At 71.3% G+C, this 21,751-nt stretch carries 22 protein-coding genes; all 22 read right to left on the minus strand.

Going from position 1 to position 21,751, the window contains the following annotated elements; all coding sequences use genetic code 11:
• Window positions 1–63 precede the first annotated feature (63 nt).
• The 22 genes from lgt to H7694_RS07610 all read right to left on the minus strand — a co-directional run bounded on the left by lgt (window position 64) and on the right by H7694_RS07610 (window position 21,747).
• The gene (gene lgt / locus H7694_RS07505; RefSeq protein ID WP_193598881.1) at window positions 64–1,053 is read right to left on the minus strand and encodes a prolipoprotein diacylglyceryl transferase; all 990 of its coding nucleotides are present in this window, start codon (window positions 1,051–1,053) and stop codon (window positions 64–66) included.
• Window positions 1,054–1,063: 10 nt separating this feature from the next.
• Window positions 1,064–1,867, minus strand: a complete 804-nt coding sequence (trpA, locus tag H7694_RS07510; protein WP_193598882.1) for a tryptophan synthase subunit alpha — start codon at window positions 1,865–1,867, stop codon at window positions 1,064–1,066.
• Window positions 1,864–3,072: a tryptophan synthase subunit beta gene (gene trpB, locus H7694_RS07515; RefSeq protein ID WP_193598883.1), complete on the minus strand. Its 1,209-nt coding sequence runs from the start codon at window positions 3,070–3,072 to the stop codon at window positions 1,864–1,866. The genes trpA and trpB overlap by 4 nt, the downstream gene beginning before the upstream one ends.
• Window positions 3,069–3,878, minus strand: a complete 810-nt coding sequence (gene trpC / locus H7694_RS07520; protein ID WP_193598884.1) for an indole-3-glycerol phosphate synthase TrpC — start codon at window positions 3,876–3,878, stop codon at window positions 3,069–3,071. Before trpC ends, trpB begins: the two co-directional genes overlap by 4 nt.
• Window positions 3,878–4,108, minus strand: a complete 231-nt coding sequence (locus H7694_RS07525; protein WP_193598885.1) for an HGxxPAAW family protein — start codon at window positions 4,106–4,108, stop codon at window positions 3,878–3,880. The genes trpC and H7694_RS07525 overlap by 1 nt, the downstream gene beginning before the upstream one ends.
• 35 nt (window positions 4,109–4,143) lie before the next feature.
• Complete coding sequence (locus H7694_RS07530; protein ID WP_227468381.1) at window positions 4,144–4,737, minus strand: Trp biosynthesis-associated membrane protein; 594 nt, start codon at window positions 4,735–4,737, stop codon at window positions 4,144–4,146.
• 2 nt (window positions 4,738–4,739) lie between these two features.
• Entirely contained in the window at window positions 4,740–5,111 is a 372-nt protein-coding gene (gene hisI / locus H7694_RS07535) for a phosphoribosyl-AMP cyclohydrolase (protein ID WP_193598887.1), read from the minus strand.
• Entirely contained in the window at window positions 5,108–5,869 is a 762-nt protein-coding gene (hisF, locus tag H7694_RS07540; protein WP_193598888.1) for an imidazole glycerol phosphate synthase subunit HisF, read from the minus strand. The genes hisI and hisF overlap by 4 nt, the downstream gene beginning before the upstream one ends.
• Window positions 5,869–6,711 (minus strand): ATP phosphoribosyltransferase, encoded by an 843-nt coding sequence (gene hisG, locus H7694_RS07545; protein ID WP_193598889.1) that lies wholly within the window; start codon window positions 6,709–6,711, stop codon window positions 5,869–5,871. The genes hisF and hisG overlap by 1 nt, the downstream gene beginning before the upstream one ends.
• A gap of 38 nt (window positions 6,712–6,749) precedes the next feature.
• Window positions 6,750–7,013 (minus strand): phosphoribosyl-ATP diphosphatase, encoded by a 264-nt coding sequence (locus H7694_RS07550; protein WP_193598890.1) that lies wholly within the window; start codon window positions 7,011–7,013, stop codon window positions 6,750–6,752.
• A complete protein-coding gene (gene rpe, locus H7694_RS07555; RefSeq protein WP_193598891.1) occupies window positions 7,010–7,696 on the minus strand; it encodes a ribulose-phosphate 3-epimerase in 687 nt (228 codons plus the stop codon). The genes H7694_RS07550 and rpe overlap by 4 nt, the downstream gene beginning before the upstream one ends.
• Window positions 7,693–9,102: an RsmB/NOP family class I SAM-dependent RNA methyltransferase gene (locus H7694_RS07560; protein WP_413782938.1), complete on the minus strand. Its 1,410-nt coding sequence runs from the start codon at window positions 9,100–9,102 to the stop codon at window positions 7,693–7,695. The genes rpe and H7694_RS07560 overlap by 4 nt, the downstream gene beginning before the upstream one ends.
• A complete protein-coding gene (gene fmt, locus H7694_RS07565; protein WP_193598892.1) occupies window positions 9,096–10,016 on the minus strand; it encodes a methionyl-tRNA formyltransferase in 921 nt (306 codons plus the stop codon). Before fmt ends, H7694_RS07560 begins: the two co-directional genes overlap by 7 nt.
• Window positions 10,017–10,050: 34 nt before the next feature.
• Window positions 10,051–12,003 (minus strand): primosomal protein N', encoded by a 1,953-nt coding sequence (locus H7694_RS07570; protein WP_193598893.1) that lies wholly within the window; start codon window positions 12,001–12,003, stop codon window positions 10,051–10,053.
• A 6-nt stretch (window positions 12,004–12,009) separates the two neighbouring features.
• Window positions 12,010–13,206, minus strand: a complete 1,197-nt coding sequence (gene metK / locus H7694_RS07575; protein ID WP_193598894.1) for a methionine adenosyltransferase — start codon at window positions 13,204–13,206, stop codon at window positions 12,010–12,012.
• Window positions 13,207–13,344: 138 nt separating this feature from the next.
• Window positions 13,345–13,599: a DNA-directed RNA polymerase subunit omega gene (gene rpoZ / locus H7694_RS07580; protein WP_193598895.1), complete on the minus strand. Its 255-nt coding sequence runs from the start codon at window positions 13,597–13,599 to the stop codon at window positions 13,345–13,347.
• Window positions 13,600–13,692: 93 nt separating this feature from the next.
• Window positions 13,693–14,601: a guanylate kinase gene (gene gmk, locus H7694_RS07585; protein ID WP_193598896.1), complete on the minus strand. Its 909-nt coding sequence runs from the start codon at window positions 14,599–14,601 to the stop codon at window positions 13,693–13,695.
• Complete coding sequence (pyrF, locus tag H7694_RS07590) at window positions 14,594–15,487, minus strand: orotidine-5'-phosphate decarboxylase (protein ID WP_264674914.1); 894 nt, start codon at window positions 15,485–15,487, stop codon at window positions 14,594–14,596. The genes gmk and pyrF overlap by 8 nt, the downstream gene beginning before the upstream one ends.
• A complete protein-coding gene (gene carB, locus H7694_RS07595) occupies window positions 15,484–18,771 on the minus strand; it encodes a carbamoyl-phosphate synthase large subunit (RefSeq protein WP_193598897.1) in 3,288 nt (1,095 codons plus the stop codon). Before carB ends, pyrF begins: the two co-directional genes overlap by 4 nt.
• Window positions 18,771–19,964, minus strand: coding sequence for a glutamine-hydrolyzing carbamoyl-phosphate synthase small subunit (gene carA, locus H7694_RS07600; RefSeq protein ID WP_227468341.1), 1,194 nt, complete (start codon window positions 19,962–19,964; stop codon window positions 18,771–18,773). Before carA ends, carB begins: the two co-directional genes overlap by 1 nt.
• The gene (locus H7694_RS07605; protein ID WP_193598898.1) at window positions 19,961–20,467 is read right to left on the minus strand and encodes a hypothetical protein; all 507 of its coding nucleotides are present in this window, start codon (window positions 20,465–20,467) and stop codon (window positions 19,961–19,963) included. The genes carA and H7694_RS07605 overlap by 4 nt, the downstream gene beginning before the upstream one ends.
• A complete protein-coding gene (locus H7694_RS07610) occupies window positions 20,464–21,747 on the minus strand; it encodes a dihydroorotase (RefSeq protein WP_413782939.1) in 1,284 nt (427 codons plus the stop codon). The genes H7694_RS07605 and H7694_RS07610 overlap by 4 nt, the downstream gene beginning before the upstream one ends.
• Window positions 21,748–21,751: the final 4 nt, after the last annotated feature.

A 21,751-nucleotide genomic window follows, 5' to 3' on the forward strand; every position in this document is an offset into this window, starting at 1 on the left:
CCCGCTCGTTCAGTGTGAAGGATCACACGCCGCGAGATGGACGTCTCGGGTGACGTGCTCGCGCTAGGGAGCGGTGCTTGTGGCGGGGGCTCCTGCGTCGATCGACGCGGCCGGAGGCTCACTCAGGTCCACGTAATCGTTCTGCGATTCTACATCCGCCTCGACGGGTTCACGACCAGAGACGTAAGGCGAGGGTTCGACGCCCGGGTGACGGCGCGTCTGCACGACGAGGATCACGATGCCGATGATGACACCGATGATCGCCGCCCACACGTTGCTGCGCAGGCCGAGCAGCACCTCGCTCGGGTCGATGCGGATCGACTCCCACACGATGCGGCCGGCGCTGTACCAGATCAGGTACGCGGCGAACAGCCGGCCCCACTGGAAGTACACCTTGCGGCCGAGCCACAGCAGCACGAGCACGCCCAGGCCGTTCCAGAGCACCTCGTACAGGAACGTCGGGTGGAAGAGCGTGCCCTCGGGCAGTCCCGCCGGGAACGCGGGGTTGGTCGACTCGATCTCCAGGCCCCAGGGCAGGTCGGTGGGCAGGCCGAACAGCTCGTGGTTGAACCAGTTGCCGAACCGGCCCATCGCCTGGGCGAGCAGCAGACCGGGTGCGATCGCGTCGGCGAAGGTCCAGAACCGGATGCCGGTCCAGCGGCATCCCAGCCAGGCGCCGACGGCGCCGCCGAGCAGGGCGCCGAAGATGGCGATGCCGCCCTCCCAGATCGCCCATACCGAGCCGGGCTCGAAGGGGTTCCAGGTGTTCTTGCCCGGGCCGAAGTAGAAGTCCGGGTGCGTGAGCACGTGGAAGATGCGCGCCCCGATGATCGCGATCGGCACCGCGAGGATCGCGATGTCGATGACGACCCAGTTCTCCGCCCCGCGCCGGGTGAGCCGGCGGTTCGAGATCAGCGTGGCCACGATGATCCCCGCGATGATGCACAGCGCGTAGTAGCGGATGGGCACCGGGCCGATGTTGAAGCCGCTGGACGGCGGGCTCGGGATGCTGGTGAGCACGCTCGTGAAAGTGCTGTGAAGCGCAGGAGACATGAGAGAGATCCTAGTTCGCTGACGTGAATCGCGACGACGGCGTGCCGCCTGCGAGTGCACGGGTGGTTTCCGCGAGACCGTCGAGGCCGCCGTCGCGCAGCGCCTTGACCAGTGCGGTGCCGACGATCGCGCCGTCGGCGTACTCGATGACGCCGGCGATCTGCTCGGCGTTCGAGATGCCGATGCCGACGCACGCCGAGGTCGCGCCCCGGGCGCGCATGCGCTCGACGAGGGTGCGTGCCGCGCGGTCCAGCGCTGCCCTCTCCCCCGTGATGCCCATGGTCGAGACGGTGTACACGAATCCGGTGGATGCCGAGATGACCAGGTCGAGGCGCTCGTCGGTCGAGGTGGGCGCGGCGAGGAAGACCCGGTCGAGCCCGGTGCGGGTGCTCGCGTCGATCCACTCCTGCGCGGACTCGGGCGTGATGTCGGGGGTGATCAATCCTGCTCCCCCGGCGGCGAGCAGGTCGTCGGCGTAGCGGTCGACGCCGTACTGCAGCACCGGGTTCCAGTACGTCATCACGACGACGGGCACGTCGGTCTGCGAGGTGATCGCCCGCAGGGCGGTGAACAGGTCACGGGTGCGGTAGCCGTTTGCCAGCGCCTGCTGGGTCGCCTGCTGGATCACCTCGCCGTCCATCACCGGATCGGAGTAGGGCGGGCCGAGCTCGATGACGTCGACGCCGTTGCGTGCGAGCGTGAGGGCCGCGTCGATGCTGGTCTGCAGGTCGGGGTAGCCGACGGGCAGGTAGCCGACGAAGGCCCCGCGACCTGCTTCGTGGGCGCGGCGGATGGCGTCCTCGACACGGCTCACGACGCGTCCTCCTCGTCGTAGAGGCCGAAGTAGCGGGCGGCCGTGTCCATGTCCTTGTCGCCGCGGCCCGACAGGCACACGGCGATCACGGCATCCGGACCGAGCTCCGCGCCGATCCGCAGCGCGCCGGCCAGCGCGTGCGCCGACTCGATCGCGGGGATGATGCCCTCGGTGCGGCTGAGCAGGCGCAGCGCCTGCATCGCCTCGTCGTCGGTCGCGGGGATGTAGTCCGCGCGACCGATGTCGGCGAGCCAGGCGTGCTCCGGCCCCACTCCGGGATAGTCCAGGCCGGCCGAGATCGAGTGCGACTCGACGGTCTGGCCGTCGTCGTCCTGCAGCAGGTAGGTCCGCGCTCCGTGCAGGATGCCGGGTCGGCCGCGTTCAATGGAGGCGGCGTGCCGCGGCGTGTCGACGCCGTCTCCGGCGGCCTCGACGCCGTACAGCCGCACGCCCTCGTCGTCCAGGAACGCGTCGAACATGCCGATGGCGTTGGAGCCGCCGCCGACGCAGGCGATGACCGCGTCGGGCAGCCGGCCCGCCTCGGCCTGCAGCTGCTCGCGCGCCTCTTCGCCGATGATCTTCTGGAAGTCGCGGACCATGGCCGGGAACGGATGCGGTCCCGCGGCGGTGCCGAAGATGTAGTTGGTGGTCTCGACGCTGGCGACCCAGTCGCGGTACGCGTCGTTGATCGCGTCCTTCAGGGTGCGCGAGCCGGTCTTCACGGCGACGACCTCGGCACCCAGCAGCCGCATGCGCGCGACGTTCAGCGCCTGGCGCTCGGTGTCGACCTCGCCCATGTAGATCGTGCAGTCCAGCCCGAACAGCGCCGCGGCGGTGGCGGTGGCGACGCCGTGCTGCCCGGCGCCGGTCTCCGCGATGACGCGGGTCTTGCCGAGCCGCTTGGTCAGCAGCGCCTGGCCGAGCACGTTGTTGATCTTGTGCGAGCCGGTGTGGTTGAGATCCTCGCGCTTGAGGAAGACCCGCGCTCCGCCGGCGTGCTCGGCGAACCGGGGCACCTCGGTGATCGGCGATGGCCGCCCCGCGTAGGAGTGCAGCAGGGCCGCGAGTTCGGAGCGGAACTCCGGGTCGGCGATGGCCTCTTCGTAGGCGGCGGCGAGCTCGTCGATCGCGGCGATCAGCGACTCCGGCATGTACCGCCCGCCGTACTCGCCGAAGAACGGGCCGTGCTGGTCGCGCAGGCTCACAGGGTCTCCTTCCGGGGACGGATCACCGACGAGCCCGCCTCCAGGAACGCTCCGAGCGTCGCCACGGGGTCACCCGTGACGAGTGCCTCGCCGATGAGCACGACGTCGGCACCGGCCTCGCGGTAGCGGCGCACGTCCTCTGGGGCGAGGACGGCCGACTCGGCGACGCGGATCGCGGTGTCGGGGATGCGGTCCGCAAGCCGCGCGAACAGGTCGCGGTCGAGCTCGAGGGTCTTCAGGTTGCGGGCGTTGATGCCGATCAGCGAGGCACCGAGATCGATGGCGACCTCCAGCTCCTCGGCGGAATGGGTCTCGACGAGCGGGGTCATGCCCAGCTCGAGGATGAGGGCGTGCAGCTGCGTGAGCACCTCGCGCTCGAGACCGGCGACGATGAGCAGGGCGAGATCGGCGCCGGCGGCGCGTGCCTCGAGCACCTGGTAGGGCGTCGCGATGAAGTCCTTGCGCAGCACGGGCAGCGACACGCGGCCGGTGACGGCCTCGAGGTCGGCGAGGCTGCCGCCGAAGCGGCGCTCCTCGGTCAGCACGCTGATCGCGGAGGCACCGCCCTGCTCGTAGAGCGAGGCCTGCAGTGCGGGATCGGGGATCTCGGCGAGGGCGCCGCGCGAGGGGCTCGCGCGCTTGACCTCGGCGATGATCTTCACGCGGTCGGCGGGGGCGAGCACCGCGAGGGCGTCACGAGCGGCGGGTCGTGCCAGGGCGGCGCGCTCGACCTCGGCCAGCGGCCTGGTCTGTGCACGGCGTTCGGCATCCTCGACAGCGCCGGCCGTCAGGTCGGCGAGGACCATCAGTGCGCCTTCGGCGTGTACTTCGGACCCTTCACACCCCAGCCCGCCTTCGCGAGCACCCAGCCGCTGATGGCGCCGAGGACGATGACAGCGACCGAGATCCAGACGCCGACCGCCATCTCGAGGCAGAAGAACACCGTGCCGACGGTGAAGCCGAGCAGCATGATCACAACGGCCGTCCAGGCTGCAGGCGAGTGTCCGTGGCCGGGGTCGGCGATCGGGTTGGTCATGTTCTCCTCCGGGAGGGTCGGCGATGCGGTCAAGTCTATCGGGAAGGGCCCGTCGGGTCGGTTCCATGGGACAGCTCGTCCCAGGAATCGATCGGGTCCAGTGGTCCAGTGGTGTGCTGGTGGGTCTCGTCGGCCTGGCGGTAGCGCCGGCCGCCGGCCTGCCAGGCGTGCGCGGTGGCGAGGATGAAGACGGATGCCGTCAGCAGCAGGATCCAGGCGCACAGGGCTGCGACCGGCCAGCCGGTCGGCTCGATCTCGGCGACGAGTGAGCGGAGCGTCTTCTCCCCCGCCAGGCCCGTCGCCTCGCTCAGCGCCGGTGCCGCGGCCGACAGCGGCGGCGCGATCACGAGCGCCGCCGTGCCGGCGATGAGCACGGCCGCCCCGCCGGCGGCGAGCACCGCGAAGACGTAGCGCAGCGCCCGGCCGGCGATCGACAGCGCTGCACCGAGGGCGAGCACCGCCAGCGAGAGCGGTGCGAGCAGCACGAGCGCATCGGCGCCGGCGATCTGCAGCGGCTCGGCGGCGTCGGTGCGGTGCACCGTGATCCACGTCTGGGTCGAGGAGATGATGCCCACGCCGCCCGGGATGAGGAAGCCGAGCACCGCGAGCATCCGCGCGCGCCGCAGCATGCTCACTCGCCTTCCGGGCTGCCGACGGTCAGCTCGCGTCCGTCGAAGCAGGTGTGCGTGCCCGTGTGGCATGCGGGCCCGTGCTGATCGACGGTGAGCAGGATCGTGTCGCCGTCGCAGTCCACCGACACGCCGTGCACCCGCTGGGTGTTGCCCGAGGTGTCGCCCTTGCGCCAGTACTCCTGCCGCGAGCGGGACCAGTACACGGCGCGGCCGCCGGTGAGCGTGCGGCGCAGCGCCTCGGCGTCCATCCACGCGAGCATGAGTACCTCGCGCGTGTCGTGCTGCTGCACGATCACGGGTGCGAGGCCGTCGGCGTTCCAGGTCACCCGGGCGATGTCGCCCTCGACGCCCGTCTCCTCGGGGGCGGTCATCGGACCACCACCCCGGCCTCGCGCAGCGCGCCCTTGACGTCTCCGACCGTGAGCTGACCGCTGTGGAACACGCTGGCGGCGAGCACGGCATCCGCTCCCGCCTCGATCGCCGGGGCGAAGTGCGAGACGTCGCCGGCGCCGCCGGAGGCGATCACCGGGACGGAGGACACCTCGCGCATGAGTCGCACGAGCTCGAGGTCGAAGCCGTCCTTCGTGCCGTCGGCGTCGATGGAGTTCACCAGCAGCTCACCGGCGCCGCGCTCGATCGCCTCGCGTGCCCAGTCCAGGGCGTCCAGCGTCGTCTCGGTGCGGCCGCCGTGCGTGGTGACGACGAACCCGGAGTGCGTGGCACCCGCGCGCTTGATGTCGAGCGAGAGCACAAGCACCTGGGCGCCGAAGCGGTCGGCGATCTCGTCGATCAGCTCGGGGCGGGCGATCGCGGCGGAGTTCACGCCGACCTTGTCGGCACCCACCGACAGCAGCCGGGCGACGTCGGTGACGCTGCGGACCCCGCCGCCGACGGTCAGCGGCACGAAGACCTGCTCGGCCGTGCGCTGCACCACGTCATGGGTCGTCGACCGGTCGTCCACCGTGGCGGTCACGTCGAGGAAGGTGATCTCATCGGCACCCTGCGCGGCGTAGTGCGCCGCGAGCTCGACGGGATCGCCCATGTCGCGGAGATCCTTGAAGTTCACGCCCTTGACCACGCGCCCGGCTGCGACGTCCAGGCAGGGGATGACGCGCGCTGCGAGGGTCATCAGAGCCTCGCAGCGTGGATCGCGGAGACGAGGATGGCGCGGGCGCCCAGCGCGTAGAGGTCGTCCATCACCTGGTTCATGCCCTTGCGCGGGATCATGACGCGCACGGCCACCCACTCGGGGTCGCGCAGCGGCGAGATCGTCGGGGACTCCCGGCCGCCGGCGATGGCGACGGCCTGGTCGACGAGCTTCGCCGGCAGGTCGTAGTCCAGCAGCACGTACTGCCTGGCGACCATGACGCCGCGCAGCCGGCGAAGCAGCCGGTCGGTACCGGGGACGTCGCCGGGGCGGCTGATGAGCACGGCCTCGGATTCGATGATGACGGGTCCGAAGATCTCCAGCCCTGCCTGCCGCAGGGTGGTCCCGGTCTCGACGACGTCGGCGATCACGTCGGCGACACCCAGCCGCACGGCCGACTCGACGGCGCCGTCCAGCGGCACCAGTTCGGCGCTGACGCCGTGCTGGCGCAGGAAGTCGTCGACCAGTCCCGGGTAGGCGGAGGCGACCCGCACGCCGTCGAGGTCCTTGATCGAGGCGTAGTAGCCGGGAGGCGCCGCGAAGCGGAACGTCGAGCGCGCGAAGCCCAGCTGCTCGATCTCACGGGCGTCCTCCTGGCGCACGTCGCGCAGCAGGTCGCGGCCGGTGATCCCGACGTCGAGCGCGCCGGATGCCACATAGGTGGCGATGTCGCGCGGGCGCAGGTAGAAGAACTCGACGCCGCTGTCGGCGTCGACCACGTGCAGGGTCTTGGGGTCGCGGCGGCCGGTGTATCCGGCCTCGGCGAGCATTTCGGCGGCGGTCTCGGAGAGCGAGCCCTTGTTGGGAACGGCGATGCGCAGCATGGAGGTCTTTCTGTTCGAACGGTCTGGTGGGGACGCGCTCACAGATGTCGGTAGACGTCGTGCAGGGTGATGCCCTTGGCGAGCATCATCACCTGCAGGTGGTACAGCAGCTGCGAGATCTCCTCGGCGGCGTTCTCGTTCGATTCGTACTCGGCCGCCATCCACACCTCGGCGGCCTCCTCGACGATCTTCTTGCCGATGGCGTGCACGCCGCGGTCCAGCTGCGCGACCGTGCCCGAGCCCTCCGGGCGGGTCGCGGCAGTGTTCTGCAGCTCGGCGAACAGTTCGTCGAAAGTCTTCACGATTCCAGGCTAGCCGCTCGTGCGAGGTCCCGGAGCCGGGTGACGGCCGCTTCGACGTCGTCCGCGCCGTACACGGCGGAGCCCGCGACGAACGTGTCGGCACCGGCCTCGGCCGCCTGGGCGATCGTCGAGTCGGAGATGCCGCCGTCCACCTGCAGCCACACGTCGGATCCGCGACGGCGGGCCTCGTCGCGCAGGGCGCGCAGCTTCGGCATGGTCTCGGGAATGAAGCCCTGCCCGCCGAACCCGGGTTCGACGGTCATCACGAGCACCTGGTCGAACTCGTCGAGGATGTCGTACAGCGCCTCCCCCGCGGTGCCCGGCTTGATCGCGACGCCGGCCCGTGCGCCGATGTCGCGCAGGCGCCGTGCCAGGGCGACCGGGTCGGCCGCGGCCTCGAGGTGGAAGGTCACGCTGGCCGCTCCCAGCTCGGCGTAGCCGGGCGCCCAGCGGTCGGGGTCGGTGATCATCAGGTGCACGTCCAGCGGGATGGGGCTGGTCGCCTGGATACGCTGCACCATCTGCGGCCCGAAGGTGAGGTTCGGCACGAAGTGGTTGTCCATGACGTCGACGTGCGCGAAGTCGGCCGAGGCGATGCGGGCGAGTTCCGCCTGCATGTTCGCGAAGTCGGCGGCGAGGATGCTGGGGTTGATGCGGGGTGCTTCGGGGAGGTGCACGGTCATCCTTCCTGGGGGGCGCGCTGCAGCAGCGCGAGGAACATGGCGTCGGTGCCGTGCCGGTGCGGCCACAGCTGTGCATGACGTGGTGAGCCGTCGGCCGCTGCGGCGAGGTCGATCGGAGACTCGGACACCGCGCTGATCACCGCCTGGGCATCGAGTTCGCGGACGTCGGTGCGGCGGCGCAGCACGTCGGAGACGACGCCGGTGGTCTCGGCGAGGTGGGGTGAGCAGGTGACGTAGGCGACGATGCCGCCGGGGGCGAGCGCGTCGATCGCGGCATCCAGCAGTTCGGTCTGCAGCGAGACGAGTTCGGCGACGTCGCCTGGGGCCTTCCGCCAGCGCGCCTCGGGGCGCCGGCGCAGCGCGCCGAGCCCGGTGCAGGGCGCGTCGACGAGGATGCGGTCGAAGGTGTCGGGATGCTGTGCGGCGAACACCCGTCCGTCCGCCTCATGCACGGGGACGTCGATGGGCAGGGGGCGCACGGCGCTGCGGACGAGCCCTGCGCGCACCGGCACCACTTCGTTGGCCTCGATCCGGGCGCCGTCGCGATGCGCGATCGCCGCCAGCAGCGCGGTCTTTCCGCCGGGGCCGGAGCACAGATCGAGCCATCGCTCTCCCGCTCGCACGGGCGCGGCGGCGGCGAGGGCGAGGGCGACCAGCTGGGAGCCCTCATCCTGCACGCGCACGGCTCCCGCGGCATCCGCGATGACCTCACGGGGATCGCCGCCGGGTGAGCCGAACGCGGTCGGGGCGTACGGGCGGGCGGGCTCCCCGCGCTCGGCGAGACCGGGCAGGGCGGCCAGCGTCACCTCGGGTGCGTCGTTGTCGGCCCGCAGCAGCGCGTCCAGTTCGTCCGCGCGTCCTTCGGCGGCCAGGGCGCGGCGCAGCGCGCGGATGACCCACACCGGGTGCGCGGTGCGCAGCGCGAGCCGCTCATCGTCCGAGCGTGCCCCGGCCTCGATGCGTTCCTGCCATGTCTCAGCGGTCTCTCGTCCGATGCGGCGCAGCACGGCGTTCGCGAATCCTGAGGCGCCGCGGCCTGCTTCGGCGGCGACCAGGTTGACGGCTTCGTTGACGGCGGCGTGCGGGGCGACCCGGGTGGCGAGCAGCTGATGTGCGCCCAGGCGCAGGGCGTCGAGCACCACCGGGTCGATGTCGGCGACGGGCCGGCCGGCGGCGTCGGCGATGATCGCGTCGTAGGTGCCGCGGCGCCGCAGCGTGCCGTAGGCGAGCTCGGTCGCGAGCGCCGCGTCCTGCGCGTTCAGGCCCGCCTCGACGATCAGCTTCGGCAGCAGCAGGTTGGCGTACGCGTCGGAGTCCGACACGGCACGCAGCACGTCGTAGGCGACCCAGCGTGCGGGCTGGATGCCGCGCTTGCCCTGTGCACTCCCGATCCGCGCGCTCACGATCCGACCTCGATCGTCGCATCGGTGCGCAGCCCGCGCCACCAGTCGGCGGCGTTCATCGGCCCCTTGCCGGCGGGCTGCAGGCGGGTGACCTCCAGCGCCCCGTCGGCGCAGCCGATGAGCACACCGGATCGGGTTCCCGTGGCCTCGCCCGGTGACGGTGCGGGGGCGTCAACGGCCGGGGCGGCCTCGAGGATCTTCAGGCGCGCACCCTCGACCGTGGTGTGCGCACCGGGTTCGGGGGTCACCCCGCGGTAGCGGGCGTACACCGCGGCCAGCGGCTGGCTCCAGTCGAGCAGTCCGTCCTCGAGGGAGAGCTTCGGGGCGAGGGTGGGCTCGCCGGTCTGCGGCGTCGCGACGGCGGTGCCGTCGGCGATGGCGGCCACGATGTCGCCGGTGAGGTCGGCGCCGTCGGCGGCCAGGATGCCGAGCGCCGTGTCGGCGGTCGCGTCGGCGGGGATGTGCACTGCCCGCATGCCGAAGACGTCGCCGGCGTCGAGGGCGGGCACGAGCTGGAACACGCTCACCCCGATCTCGGGGTCGCCGGCGATGAGGGCGCGCTGCACGGGAGCCGCACCCCGCCAGGCGGGCAGCAGCGAGAAGTGCAGGTTGATCCAGCCGTGGACAGGGGTCGAGAGCAGGGGTTCGCGGACGAGCCCGCCGTAGGCGACGATGACGCCGAGCTCGGCATCCAGATCCCGGATGCGGGCCGTGACCTCGTCGTCCAGGCGGGCCGCCTTGATCACCGGGATGCCGAGCTGCTCCGCGGCCGCGGCCACCGGCGACGGCGTCAGCACGCGCTTGCGTCCGAGCGGCGCGTCGGGCCGCGTGACGACGGCGGCGATCTCGTGCCGTTCGGCGAGGGCGAGCAGGGTCGGCACCGCCGGGGCGGGCGTGCCTGCGAAGACGAGGCGCATGAAGGTTCTCCGGTGGGTAGTCGTCGAGGGACGGTCAGATCTCAGGTTCGAGGATATCGAGGTGCACCGAGAGCGAGACCCGGGGACGCCCGCGCGGTCGCCGGCTCTGCGCAGCATCCGCGACGACGGCCGCGCGCAGCGTGGTGGCCACCTCTGCGCCCGCGCCGTACCCGAACCGCACGAGCGCCCGCACCTTGCCCGCCTCGCCACCTTCGCCCGCGACCGGCAAGGGCCCGAGCACGGCCTCGCCCGAGACGCCGATCTGCGCGAGTGCGTCGAGCGCCGTGCGTACCGAAGCAGACAGGCCTTCGATCTGGGCGACCCGGGCCGTGGGCGGCATGTGCAGGGGACGGCGCGCGTCGAGCTCGGTGCGGGCGTACGCGGCGGGCGACCACGTGGCGAGGGCACGGGCGACCGGGCCGTCGACGCCGACGAGGTGGATCGGCGCGCCTGGTGCGGCGAGGGCGGAAGCATTCATCCACCAGCGCAGGCACGACTCGGCGATCCGCAGCTCGGGCGCCTGCAGCATCCGTGCGCCGTCGAGCAGGATCACCGCTCGGTAGCCGCCCTCCGCCAGCGGTTCCGCACCGCGTGTCGCGACGACCAGTGCGGGGCGCGCGTCGACGTGCTGCACGGGGTGAGCGCCGTCCGAGACGATCACCCGCACGCCCGGGAAGGCGCGCCCCAGCTCATCGGCGGTCCGCTCGGTACCCGAGGATGCCAGGCGCACCTGCTCGGAGGAGCACTCGCCGCACCGCCACGCGTTGGCGGAGCGCCCGCACCAGCCGCAGACCGGCACGGCGCCGCGGCGCCGCGCGCCGAGCGGGCCGCCACAGTGCGTGCAGCGGGCCGGTGCGCGACAGCTCGCGCAGACCAGGGTCGGTGCGAAGCCGGGCCGGGCGACCTGCACGAGCACGGGACCCTCGGCGGTCGCCGCGCGTGCGGTGGCGAAGGCGCTGGAGGGCACCCGCTGGCCGGTCTGCTCCAGCTCCTGCGGGGTGCTCAGCCGCACCTGCGGGATGATCCGCCTGGCCGCGGTGACGTCCTGCAGCCAGCCGTGCGCGACCAGCCGCTCGGTGTCGGTGGTGCGGGTGTGCCCGACGATCAGCAGCGCACTGCCCTCCTCCTCCTGACGGATGAGGGCCGCATCACGGGCGTGCACGTAGGGCGCGAGCGGCTCGGAGAGCAGCGGATCGCCGTCGTCCCAGATCGCGACGAGACCGGCCTGCACGGGCGCATAGACCGCCGACCGGTTGCCGACCACCACGCAAGGCTGGTCGCCGAGGGTGCGCAGGAACGCGCGGTACCGGTCGGGATTGGGCTGCCTGGCGTCGTGGCGCACGACGGCCTCGTCGTCGATCAGCGCCGTCAGCGCCATGAGCAGCAGCTCCTGGTCGCGGTAGTCGGGCACCACGAGCACACTCGATCGTCCCTCGGCCAGCTGCACCGCGGCGGCCGAAGCCAGCAGCAGCGCCCAGCCGGGCAGGTCAGCGCGGCGGACCGGGATCGCCTCGACCGCTGCACGCCCGGATCCGGCGAGGACCTCGCCGAGTCCCTCGTACGCGGCGATCTCGTCCCGGGCGCGCTGCAGCGCGTCATCTCCGGGTGCCGGCGGGGCCGGGGGCTCCTGCCAGGACTTCTCCACCCGCACCTGACGCTTGGGGATGGCCAGGCGCAGGATGTCGGATGCCGACCCGGCGGCCCGGTCAGCGACCCGCCGGGCGAGCCGGTACAGCCTGTCGGGCAGCACGACCGTCGGCGAGACGACGCTTTCGATCTCGGACAGCGTGCGGGACGCATCCGGCTCTTCGCCGATCTCGACCACGTAGCCGTCGATCACCCGGCCCGCGGTGCGCAGCGGCGCCTTGACCCGCACTCCCGGCTCGACCGGGCCGAGTCCCTCAGGGAGTGCGTAGTCGAAGAGCCGATCCAGCTGCGGCAGCGGCGAGTCGATGAGCACGCGCGCGATGCGCCGCCCGGCGGTCATGCCGCCTCAGATGCCGGCGGCGCGACGCAGCTCGTCGGCGCGGTCGGTGCGCTCCCAGGTGAAATCGGGAAGCTCACGGCCGAAGTGGCCGTAGGCGGCCGTCTGCGCGTAGATCGGGCGCAGCAGGTCGAGCTCCTCGATGATCGCCTGCGGGCGCAGGTCGAACACCTGGTCGATGGCGGTGGTGATCGTCTCTTCCGACACCTTGCCGGTGCCGAATGTCTCGACGTACAGGCCCACCGGGCGGGCCACGCCGATCGCGTAGGCGACCTGCACCTCGGCGCGCTCGGCGAGACCTGCCGCGACGACGTTCTTGGCGACCCAGCGCATCGCGTAGGCGCCGGAGCGGTCGACCTTCGACGGGTCCTTGCCGCTGAACGCTCCGCCGCCGTGGCGGGCGGCGCCGCCGTACGTGTCGATGATGATCTTGCGGCCGGTCAGGCCGGCATCCCCCTTCGGGCCACCGGTGACGAACGGGCCGGCTGGGTTGATGTAGTACTTCAGGTCGTCGGCCAGGTCGAGGCCGGTCTGGGCAAGTACCGGGTCGATGACCTTCTCGCGGACGAGTGCCTTGAGCTCGTCCTGCGAGATGTCGGGGTGGTGCTGCGTGGAGAGCACGACCGCGTCGACGGTCTTCGGGGTGAAGCCGTCGTAGCCGAGGGTCACCTGGGTCTTGCCGTCGGGGCGCAGGAACGCCAGCTCGCCCGAGCGGCGCACCTCGGTGAGGCGCTCGGCGATGCGGTGCGCGGTCCAGGCCGCCATCGGCATCAGCTGCGGGGTCTCGTTGGTGGCGAAGCCGAACATGATCCCCTGATCGCCGGCGCCGAGCAGGTCGCGCGGGTCGGTCGAGCCGCCGTCGCGCTGCTCCTGCGCCTGGTCGACGCCGTGCGCGATGTCTCCGGACTGCTCGCCCACCGAGATGCTGACACCGCACGACGAACCGTCGAAGCCGGTGTCGCTGGAGGTGTAGCCGATGCCGTTGACGACGTCGCGCACGATCGTGGGGATGTCGACGTAGCCCGAGGTGCGGATCTCACCGGCCACGTGCACGAGGCCCGTGGTCACGAGCGTCTCGACGGCGACACGCGACTGCCGGTCGACCGTCAGCAGCCCGTCGAGGATGCTGTCGGAGATCTGGTCGCAGATCTTGTCGGGGTGCCCCTCCGTGACGGACTCGGACGTGAACAGGCGCAGCGCGCTCATCGATTCTCCAAAGCGGGAAGTTGGCATCGGACCGCGTTCGGCCCGACGCCGGTCTCAGTGACCGGGGTGTGATCCGCATTGTGCAGTGAGCCGCCGACATCCGGATGCGGACGTCGGCGGCTCACGATGCGGAAGGGGTCACTCAGCGTGACGGATGCGAAGCTTGTCTTCGTTGATCTCGTGCAGAGCGATGGTGAGCGGCTTGTCCTCGACGGACGAGTCGACGAGCGGGCCGACGTTGTCGAAGAGGTTGCCCTCGTGCAGGTCGGAGTAGTAGTCGTTGATCTGACGCGCGCGCTTGGCCGCGTAGATCACGAGCTCGTACTTGGACTCGACGCGCTCGAGCAGGTTGTCGATGGGCGGGTCGATGATGCCCTGGTTGGTTCCGGCCATGGTGGACCTCCTGGTCAGGCGACGATGCGGCGGATGACGACGTGTCGCGAAAGCGGTGGATGCGAGCGCGCGTCCTTCTCCCGTGGGGAGCGGTCAGCGCGCGGAGCCTGAGGACAAGTCTACGACCTCGCGCGCGGCGGTGGCGACGTCGGCGTTCACGATGAGGTAATCGAACTCGTTCTGGGCGGCCAGTTCGGCGCGCGCGGTGCGCAGCCGGCGGGTGCGCTCCTCGGCATCCTCGGTGCCCCGCCCGACGAGCCGATTGACCAGTTCGTCCCAGGACGGCGGCAGCAGGAACACCAGGGTCGCCGAGGGCTCGGCGGCACGCACCTGGCGCGCGCCCTGCAGGTCGATCTCGAGCAGCACGGTCTTCCCGTCCGCGAGTGCATCGTCCACCGGACCACGGGGGGTGCCGTAACGATGCCTGTTGTGCACAACCGCGTACTCGAGCAGCTGGTCCTGGTCGATCAGGCGATCGAACTCGGCGTCGTCGACGAAGTAGTAGTGCACGCCGTCGACCTCACCGGGCCGGGGAGCCCGGGTCGTCGCGGACACCGACAGGTGGATGTCGGGGTGCCGTTCGCGGATGTGCGAAGCGACCGTGCCCTTCCCGACGGCCGTGGGCCCTGCGAGCACCAGCAGCCGGCTACGGCCGGGGCGGGGCGTGTGCACGGGGAAGCGCTCGTCGAGCCACTCCGAGAGCGCGGAGAGCTGGCGCACGCCCAGTCCACCGAGCCGCTTGACCGGCGAGATCCGCAACTCGTCGAGGATGCGGTCGCGCTTGCCCGCGCCGATCGCGGGAAGCGCCATGAGGAAGTCGGTGATCCGCATGGTCGCCGCGTCGGAGTCGGCATCCTCCACCGCCTGACGCAGCACGTCCTGCGGGGCGAGGACGCGCGTGGTCAGGTCGCGCTTGAGAGCGGCCCTGGCACGGCGGCGCTCCAGCGCACGCCGGGATGCGGCCGCCCGGTCGACCTCGGGGACGACTCTGCGTTCAGCCATGGAGTACCTCCTGATAGCGTGCGGCGCGCTCGTCGATGGCGGCCGCGATGCCCTGCGGTCCCGCGCCGAGGATGCTGCGGCTCTCGCTGGCGAGCACCTGCGGCGCCACGGCGCCGAAGCGCGTGAGCAGATCGCCCGGTTCCGCACCCTGCGCGCCGAAACCCGGCGCCAGGATCGGTGCGCCGGCGAGCACCTCGTCGTCCAGTCCCAGCTCGACGCGGTCGACGGTCGCCCCGATCACCAGGCCGACGGGGCCGAGCCCGCCCTCGAACGCCGTGGAGCCGTTGGCCCAGCCCACGTCGCGCGCGACCCGGTGCGCCACGGTCTGGTCCTCCCCCGCCGCCACATCGACGGTGCGGGCGGTCTGCAGCGACGGCGCCTCGGGGTTGCTCGTGGCGGCCAGGACGAACACGCCCTTTCCGCCGCGCACCGCGGTCGTGATGGTCTCCCGCAGCGACTCCGGCCCGAGGTACGGACTGATCGTGACGGCATCCGACTCGAGCGGCGAACCGGCATCCAGCCAGGCCGCGGCGTACCCCGCCATGGTGGACCCGATGTCGCCGCGTTTCGCATCGGCGAGCACGATCAGGCCTGCCTGGCGTGCGGCGGACATGACATCCTCGAGGGCCGCGAAACCGCGCGAGCCGAAGCGCTCGAAGAACGCGATCTGCGGCTTCACGACGCCCACCCGGCCGGCCGCGGCCTCGACCACGGCGAGCCCGAACGAGCGCAGTCCGTCCGCGTCCTGCGGCAGACCCCACTGCTCCAGCAGCGCGGCGTGCGGGTCGATGCCCACACACAGCGGCCCATGGGCATCCATCGCGGCCCGCAGGCGGGTGCCGAAGGAGGTGATGCCGGAGGATGCCGGGCCGGAGGGGGTCGTCACGCCGAGACCCTCCGATCCTGCGCGTACTCCTGCAGGCTGCGCACCGCGAAGCCCTCGTTGGCAGCATCCATGCCGCTGACCGCGGCACCCAGCACGGCGATCGTCGTGAACAGCGCCTTGTCGGCGGCCACCGCGGCCGCACGGATCTCGTATCCGTCGGCGCGGGCGGCGCCGCCGCTCGGGGTGTTCACGATGATGTCGATCTCGCCGTCGTTGATCAGGTCGACGATGTTGCGCTCGCCGCTCTCGGCGGTGTCGCTGTACTTCGCCACCACCGAGACGCCGATGCCGTTGCGGCTGAGGATCTCGGCCGTGCCCTCGGTGGCGACCAGCGAGAACCCGAGCTGCTGCAGCCGGTGCGCGGGCAGGATCACGGCGCGCTTGTCGGCATCCGCCACCGAGATGAACACGGTGCCCGAGGTCGGCATGCCGCCGTAGGCGGCGGCCTGGCTCTTCGCGAACGCGGTCGGGAAGTCCTTGTCGATGCCCATCACCTCACCGGTGGAGCGCATCTCGGGCCCGAGCACCGAGTCGACGACCTTGCCGTCGTGCGTGCGGAACCGCTTGAAGGGCAGCACGGCCTCCTTCACCGCGATGGGCGCGCCCAGCGGAACCTGCGAGCCGTCCTGCGCGGGAAGCAGCCCCTCGGTCACCAGCTCGGCGACCGTGGCGCCGGCCATGATGCGGCTGGCGGCCTTGGCGAGCGGGATGCCGAGCGCCTTCGACACGAACGGCACCGTGCGGCTCGCCCGCGGATTCGCCTCGATGACGTAGAGCACGCCGGCGCTGATCGCGAACTGCACGTTCAGCAGGCCGCGCACACCGACGCCCTGCGCGATCGCGAGGGTCGCCTCGCGCACGCGGTCGACGTCGCTGCGGCCGAGCGAGATGGGCGGCAGGGTGCAGCTCGAGTCGCCGGAGTGGATGCCGGCCTCCTCGAGGTGCTCCATGACCCCGCCGATGTACAGGTCGGTACCGTCGTAGAGGGCGTCCACGTCGAGCTCGATCGCGTCGTCGAGGAAGCGGTCCACCAGCAGCGGCTTGCCCTCCTCGATGATGACCTGACCGGCGGTGCGCACGAAGTAGTCGCGCAGCGCCTCGGTGCTGTAGACGATCTCCATGCCGCGTCCGCCGAGCACGAAGCTGGGGCGTACGAGCACCGGGTAGCCGATCTCCTCGGCGATCCGCACGGCACCCTCGACGTCGATCGCGGTGCCGTTGCGCGGTGCGACCAGGCCGGCGTCATCGAGCAGGCGCGAGAACAGCTCGCGCTCCTCGGCCAGGTCGATCGCGGCGGGGCTGGTGCCGAGCACCGTGTAACCGGCCGCCTCGATGCCCTTCGCCAGACCCAGCGGCGTCTGGCCGCCGAGCTGGCAGACCACGCCCAGGATGCGGCCGCTGCGGGCCTCGGCATCCAGCACCTCGAGGACGTCCTCGAGGGTCAGCGGCTCGAAGTAGAGCCGGTCGGAGGTGTCGTAGTCGGTGGAGACCGTCTCGGGGTTGCAGTTGACCATGATCGTCTCGTAGCCGGCATCCGACAGTGCGAACGAGGCGTGCACGCACGAGTAGTCGAACTCGACGCCCTGGCCGATGCGGTTCGGACCCGAGCCGATGATGACGACCTTGGTGCGCTCGGACGGCGCGACCTCGGTCTCGAGGTCGTAGCTGGAGTAGTGGTACGGCGTCAGGGCCGGGAACTCCCCCGCACAGGTGTCGACGGTCTTGTAGACCGGGCGCACGCCGACGGCGTGCCTGGCGCTGCGCACCTCGACCTCGGAGAGCCCGCGCAGCTGCGCGATCTGCACGTCCGAGAAGCCGTGGTCCTTGGCGTGGCGCAGGGTCGCGGCATCCAGCTGCTCGGCGTTCGCGACGAAGTCCGCGACCTCGTTGATCAGCACGAGCTGGTCGAGGAACCAGGGGTCCATGGCGGTCGCGTCGAACGCCTGCTCGATCGTGGCGCCCTTGCGCAGCGCCTGCTGCAGCACGACGATCCGGCCGTCGGTCGGGGTCTTCGAGATCTCGAGCAGCTCGTCGACCGAACGCTCCTCGTCACCCCAGTGGAACGACGACCCGCGCTGCTCGAGCGAGCGCAGCGCCTTCTGCAGGGCGCTGGTGTAGTTGCGCCCGATCGCCATCGCCTCGCCCACCGACTTCATGGTGGTGGTCAGCGTGGCATCCGCGGCGGGGAACTTCTCGAACGCGAACCGCGGCACCTTCACGACGACGTAGTCCAGCGTCGGCTCGAAGCTGGCCGGGGTGACGCCGGTGATGTCGTTGGGGATCTCGTCGAGGCGGTAGCCGAGGGCGAGCTTGGCGGCGAGCTTCGCGATCGGGAAGCCGGTGGCCTTCGACGCGAGAGCCGACGAGCGCGAGACGCGCGGGTTCATCTCGATGACGATGATGCGCCCGTTCGCCGGGTCGACCGCGAACTGGATGTTGCAGCCGCCGGTGTCAACACCCACGGCGCGGATGATGTCGATCGCGATGTCGCGCATCTTCTGGTACTCGCGGTCGGTGAGGGTCAGCGCCGGGGCGACGGTGATCGAGTCGCCGGTGTGCACGCCGACCGGGTCGACGTTCTCGATCGAGCAGACCACGACCGTGTTGTCGGCCGTGTCGCGCATGAGCTCGAGCTCGTACTCCTTCCACCCGAGGATCGACTCCTCGAGCAGCACCTCGTGGGTGGGCGAGTCGTGCAGACCTGCGCCCGCGATGCGGCGCAGGTCCGCCTCGTCGTAGGCGAAGCCCGAGCCGAGTCCGCCCATCGTGAACGAGGGGCGCACGACCAGCGGGTAGCCGAGCTCGGCGGCGCCGGCGAGCACCTCGTCCATGGTGTGGCAGATGCGGGATGCCGCGACGTCGGCGCCGGCCTCGATCACCAGCTCCTTGAAGATCTGGCGGTCCTCTCCCTTGCGGATGGCGTCGACCTTGGCGCCGATGAGCTCGACGTCGTACTTCTCGAGGATGCCGCGCTCGTGCAGCGCCATGGCGGCGTTCAGCGCGGTCTGGCCGCCGAGGGTGGGCAGGATGGCATCCGGCTTCTCCTTGGCGATGATCGTCTCGATCACCTCGGGGGTGATCGGCTCAATGTAGGTCGCGTCCGCGAAGTCGGGGTCGGTCATGATGGTGGCCGGGTTGGAGTTGACCAGGATGACCCGGACGCCCTCCTCGCGCAGCACGCGGCACGCCTGGGTGCCGGAGTAGTCGAACTCGCAGGCCTGGCCGATGACGATCGGGCCGGACCCGATGACCAGGACGGACTGGATGTCGTCGCGCTTCGGCATTACTTGGAGTCTCCTTCTGCGATGGGTCCCTGAGCCTGCTGAAGGGTGGCGATGACCATCTCTGCGAATCGTGTGAACAGGTAGTGCGCGTCGTGCGGACCGGCGGCCGCCTCGGGGTGGTACTGCACCGAGAAGGCGGGGATGTCGTGGGCGCGCAGACCCTCGACCACCTGGTCGTTCAGCCCGATGTGGCTGACCTCGACCGTGCCGTAGCCGTTCGGGCTCTGGAAGGTGCCCTCCAGGGGCGCCTCGACGGCGAAGCCGTGGTTGTGGGCGGTGATCTCGACGCGGCCGGTGGCCCGGTCGAGCACCGGCTGGTTGATGCCGCGGTGGCCGAAGGTGAGCTTGTAGGTGCCCAGTCCCAGGGCGCGGCCGAAAAGCTGGTTGCCGAAGCAGATGCCGAAGTACGGCAGGCGGGCGTCGAGCACTTCGCGCAGCACCGCGACCTGTGCATCAGATGCCGAGGGGTCGCCGGGGCCGTTCGAGTAGAACACCGCGACGGGCTCGATGGCCTTGATGTCGGCGAAGGACGCCGACTGCGGCAGCACGTGCACGTCGAAGCCGATCGCGGAGAGGTTGTCGAGCGTGGACTGCTTGACGCCGAGGTCGAGCACGGCGAGGTTGCCGATGCGCTCACCTGTGGCGGGGATGACCCGTACCTCGGTGGCCGAGACGGCCGCCGACAGGTTCTGCCCGGCCATCTGCGGGGCTTCGGTGACGCGGCGCAGCTGCTCGTCGGCGTCGAGCGCCGCGGCCTCGCCGGAGAAGATGCCGCCGCGCATGGAACCGGTGTCGCGGATGCGGCGGGTCAGCGCGCGGGTGTCGATGCCGCTGATGCCGACGATGCCGTCGCGGACCAGGGCGTCGTCGAGCGACTCCTCGGCCCGCCAGTTCGACACGCGGCGGGCGGGGTCGCGCACGATGTAGCCGGCGACCCAGATGCGGGAGGACTCCTCGTCCTCGCCGTTCATGCCCGTGTTGCCGATGTGCGGTGCGGTCTGCAGCACGATCTGACCGGCGTAGGACGGGTCGGTGAGCGTCTCCTGGTAGCCGGACATGCCGGTGGCGAAGACGACCTCGCCCAGGGTGGTGCCGACCGCGCCGTAGGCGCGGCCCTCGTAGCGGGTGCCGTCCTCGAGGACGAGCACGGCGGAGTTCAGCGGGGACGCGGTCCCCGGCGCGGAAGTGGTCAAGACTGCTCTCCGTTCTCCGCAGCGGCGGCCAGGCGCTCGAGCTGCGGAAGGATCTGGTGCGGCTCGGCGGATGCGAGGCGCAGGTAGGAATCGACGAGGATGCCGTCGGCGACCCGCCACACGAGGCGGATAAGGCCGTTCGGCTCCACGGCGCGGTCGATGACGACCGACGCCCTGTCGGCGGCGGCGAGCCGCGACGAGGCGATGAACACGGTGGGCGCCCCGTCGAGGGTGAGCGCGAGTCCCCGGTCGGTGAGCACGAGCTCGCCGCGGGCGCGGTACAGCAGCGGCTGCACGGCGATCCGCTCGAGCGGCTCACCGTGCTTGGTGGTCGCGAGGTAGAGGATCTCGTGACGCGAGGTCACCTCGGCGTGCTCGGGAACGCCCAGCGGTGCGGTCAGCCCGGAATCGCGGCGGATGCGGCGGCGCCAGCCGAGGTACATGGCCAGCAGCACCAGCACCGCGACGGCGCCGATGATGAGGCCGGCGAGCTCCCTCGTCATCCGCGGACCTCCTCGGCGAGTGCGCCGTCGTCGACGGTCACCACTCCCCCGTGGATCGTCCACTGCACGCGTCCGGGCAGCTCGCGCCCCAGGTACGGGGAGTTGCTGCTGCGACCGTGCAGGTCGGCCTCGGTGAAGACGCCTGGCACGTTCGGGTCGTACAGCGTCACGTGCGCGGGGCGACCGGCTTCGAGCGAGCCGAAGCCCTCGAGCTGGCCGATGCGGGCTGGCGTGGTGCTGAGCACGCGGGCGACATCGGCCCAGTCGAGCTGGCCCGTGGCGACCATCGACTGGTGCACGACGCGCAGGGCGCTCTCCAGACCCACCATGCCGTTGGCGGCCGCCTGCCATTCGCACGCCTTGTTCTCGGCGGGGTGCGGGGCGTGGTCGGTGGCGACGATGTCGATCGTGCCGTCGGCGAGTCCCTCGCGGACGGCCAGGACGTCCTCCTGGGTGCGCAGCGGCGGGTTGACCTTGTAGCGCGCGTCGTAGTCGCGCACGAGCTCGTCGGTCAGCAGCAGGTGGTGCGGGGTGACTTCGGCGGTGACCCGGATGCCGCGCTTCTTGGCCCACCGGATGATGTCGACCGACCCGGCGGTGGAGAGGTGGCATACGTGCAGGCGGGAGCCGACGTGCTCGGCGAGCAGCACATCGCGGGCGATGATCGACTCCTCGGCGACGGCCGGCCAGCCGGCCAGTCCCAGCTCGGCCGATACCACGCCCTCGTTCATCTGCGCGCCCTCGGTGAGGCGCGGGTCCTGGGCGTGCTGGGCGATGACACCGTCGAACGACTTCACGTACTCCAGGGCACGGCGCATGATCAGCGGGTCCCAGACGCAGAAGCCGTCGTCGCTGAACACCCGCACGCGGGCGCGGGAGGCGGCCATCGCGCCGAGTTCGGCGAGGCGCTCGCCCTTCTGCCCGATCGTGACGGCGCCGATCGGCTGCACGGTGGCGTAGCCGGCGGCCTCGCCGAGGGCGAGTTCCTGCTCGACCACGCCGGCGGTGTCGGCGACGGGCTGCGTGTTGGGCATCGCGAACACGGCGGTGAACCCGCCGGCCGCGGCGGCCCTGGTGCCGCTGAGCACGGTCTCGGATGCTTCGAAGCCGGGTTCGCGCAGGTGCGTGTGCAGGTCGACAAGGCCCGGCAGCGCGACCAGGCCGGCGGCGTCGATCACGCGTGCTCCGGAGCGGCTGAGGCCCGTGCCGATCTCTGCGATGACACCGTCTTCGATCACGATGTCGGCGCTGTCGCGCCCGAGCAGCTGGACTCCTGCGATGACG

This window comes from Microbacterium sp. YJN-G (genome assembly GCF_015040615.1).
Taxonomy (GTDB): Bacteria; Actinomycetota; Actinomycetes; order Actinomycetales; family Microbacteriaceae; genus Microbacterium.

What these genes read in the sequence shown, in the direction of transcription:
- lgt (WP_193598881.1), bottom strand. Translation starts at nt 1,053, where the DNA reads ATGTCTCCTGCGCTTCACAGCACTTTCACGAGCGTGCTCACCAGCATC.
- trpC (WP_193598884.1), bottom strand. Translation starts at nt 3,878, where the DNA reads ATGGTCCTCGCCGACCTGACGGCCGGCGCTGTCGAGGATGCCGAACGC.
- H7694_RS07525 (WP_193598885.1), bottom strand. Translation starts at nt 4,108, where the DNA reads ATGACCAACCCGATCGCCGACCCCGGCCACGGACACTCGCCTGCAGCC.
- H7694_RS07530 (WP_227468381.1), bottom strand. Translation starts at nt 4,737, where the DNA reads ATGCTGCGGCGCGCGCGGATGCTCGCGGTGCTCGGCTTCCTCATCCCG.
- hisI (WP_193598887.1), bottom strand. Translation starts at nt 5,111, where the DNA reads ATGACCGCCCCCGAGGAGACGGGCGTCGAGGGCGACATCGCCCGGGTG.
- hisF (WP_193598888.1), bottom strand. Translation starts at nt 5,869, where the DNA reads ATGACCCTCGCAGCGCGCGTCATCCCCTGCCTGGACGTCGCAGCCGGG.
- hisG (WP_193598889.1), bottom strand. Translation starts at nt 6,711, where the DNA reads ATGCTGCGCATCGCCGTTCCCAACAAGGGCTCGCTCTCCGAGACCGCC.
- rpe (WP_193598891.1), bottom strand. Translation starts at nt 7,696, where the DNA reads ATGACCGTGCACCTCCCCGAAGCACCCCGCATCAACCCCAGCATCCTC.
- fmt (WP_193598892.1), bottom strand. Translation starts at nt 10,016, where the DNA reads ATGCGCCTCGTCTTCGCAGGCACGCCCGCCCCGGCGGTGCCGACCCTG.
- H7694_RS07570 (WP_193598893.1), bottom strand. Translation starts at nt 12,003, where the DNA reads ATGACCGCCGGGCGGCGCATCGCGCGCGTGCTCATCGACTCGCCGCTG.
- metK (WP_193598894.1), bottom strand. Translation starts at nt 13,206, where the DNA reads ATGAGCGCGCTGCGCCTGTTCACGTCCGAGTCCGTCACGGAGGGGCAC.
- rpoZ (WP_193598895.1), bottom strand. Translation starts at nt 13,599, where the DNA reads ATGGCCGGAACCAACCAGGGCATCATCGACCCGCCCATCGACAACCTG.
- gmk (WP_193598896.1), bottom strand. Translation starts at nt 14,601, where the DNA reads ATGGCTGAACGCAGAGTCGTCCCCGAGGTCGACCGGGCGGCCGCATCC.
- carB (WP_193598897.1), bottom strand. Translation starts at nt 18,771, where the DNA reads ATGCCGAAGCGCGACGACATCCAGTCCGTCCTGGTCATCGGGTCCGGC.
- H7694_RS07605 (WP_193598898.1), bottom strand. Translation starts at nt 20,467, where the DNA reads ATGACGAGGGAGCTCGCCGGCCTCATCATCGGCGCCGTCGCGGTGCTG.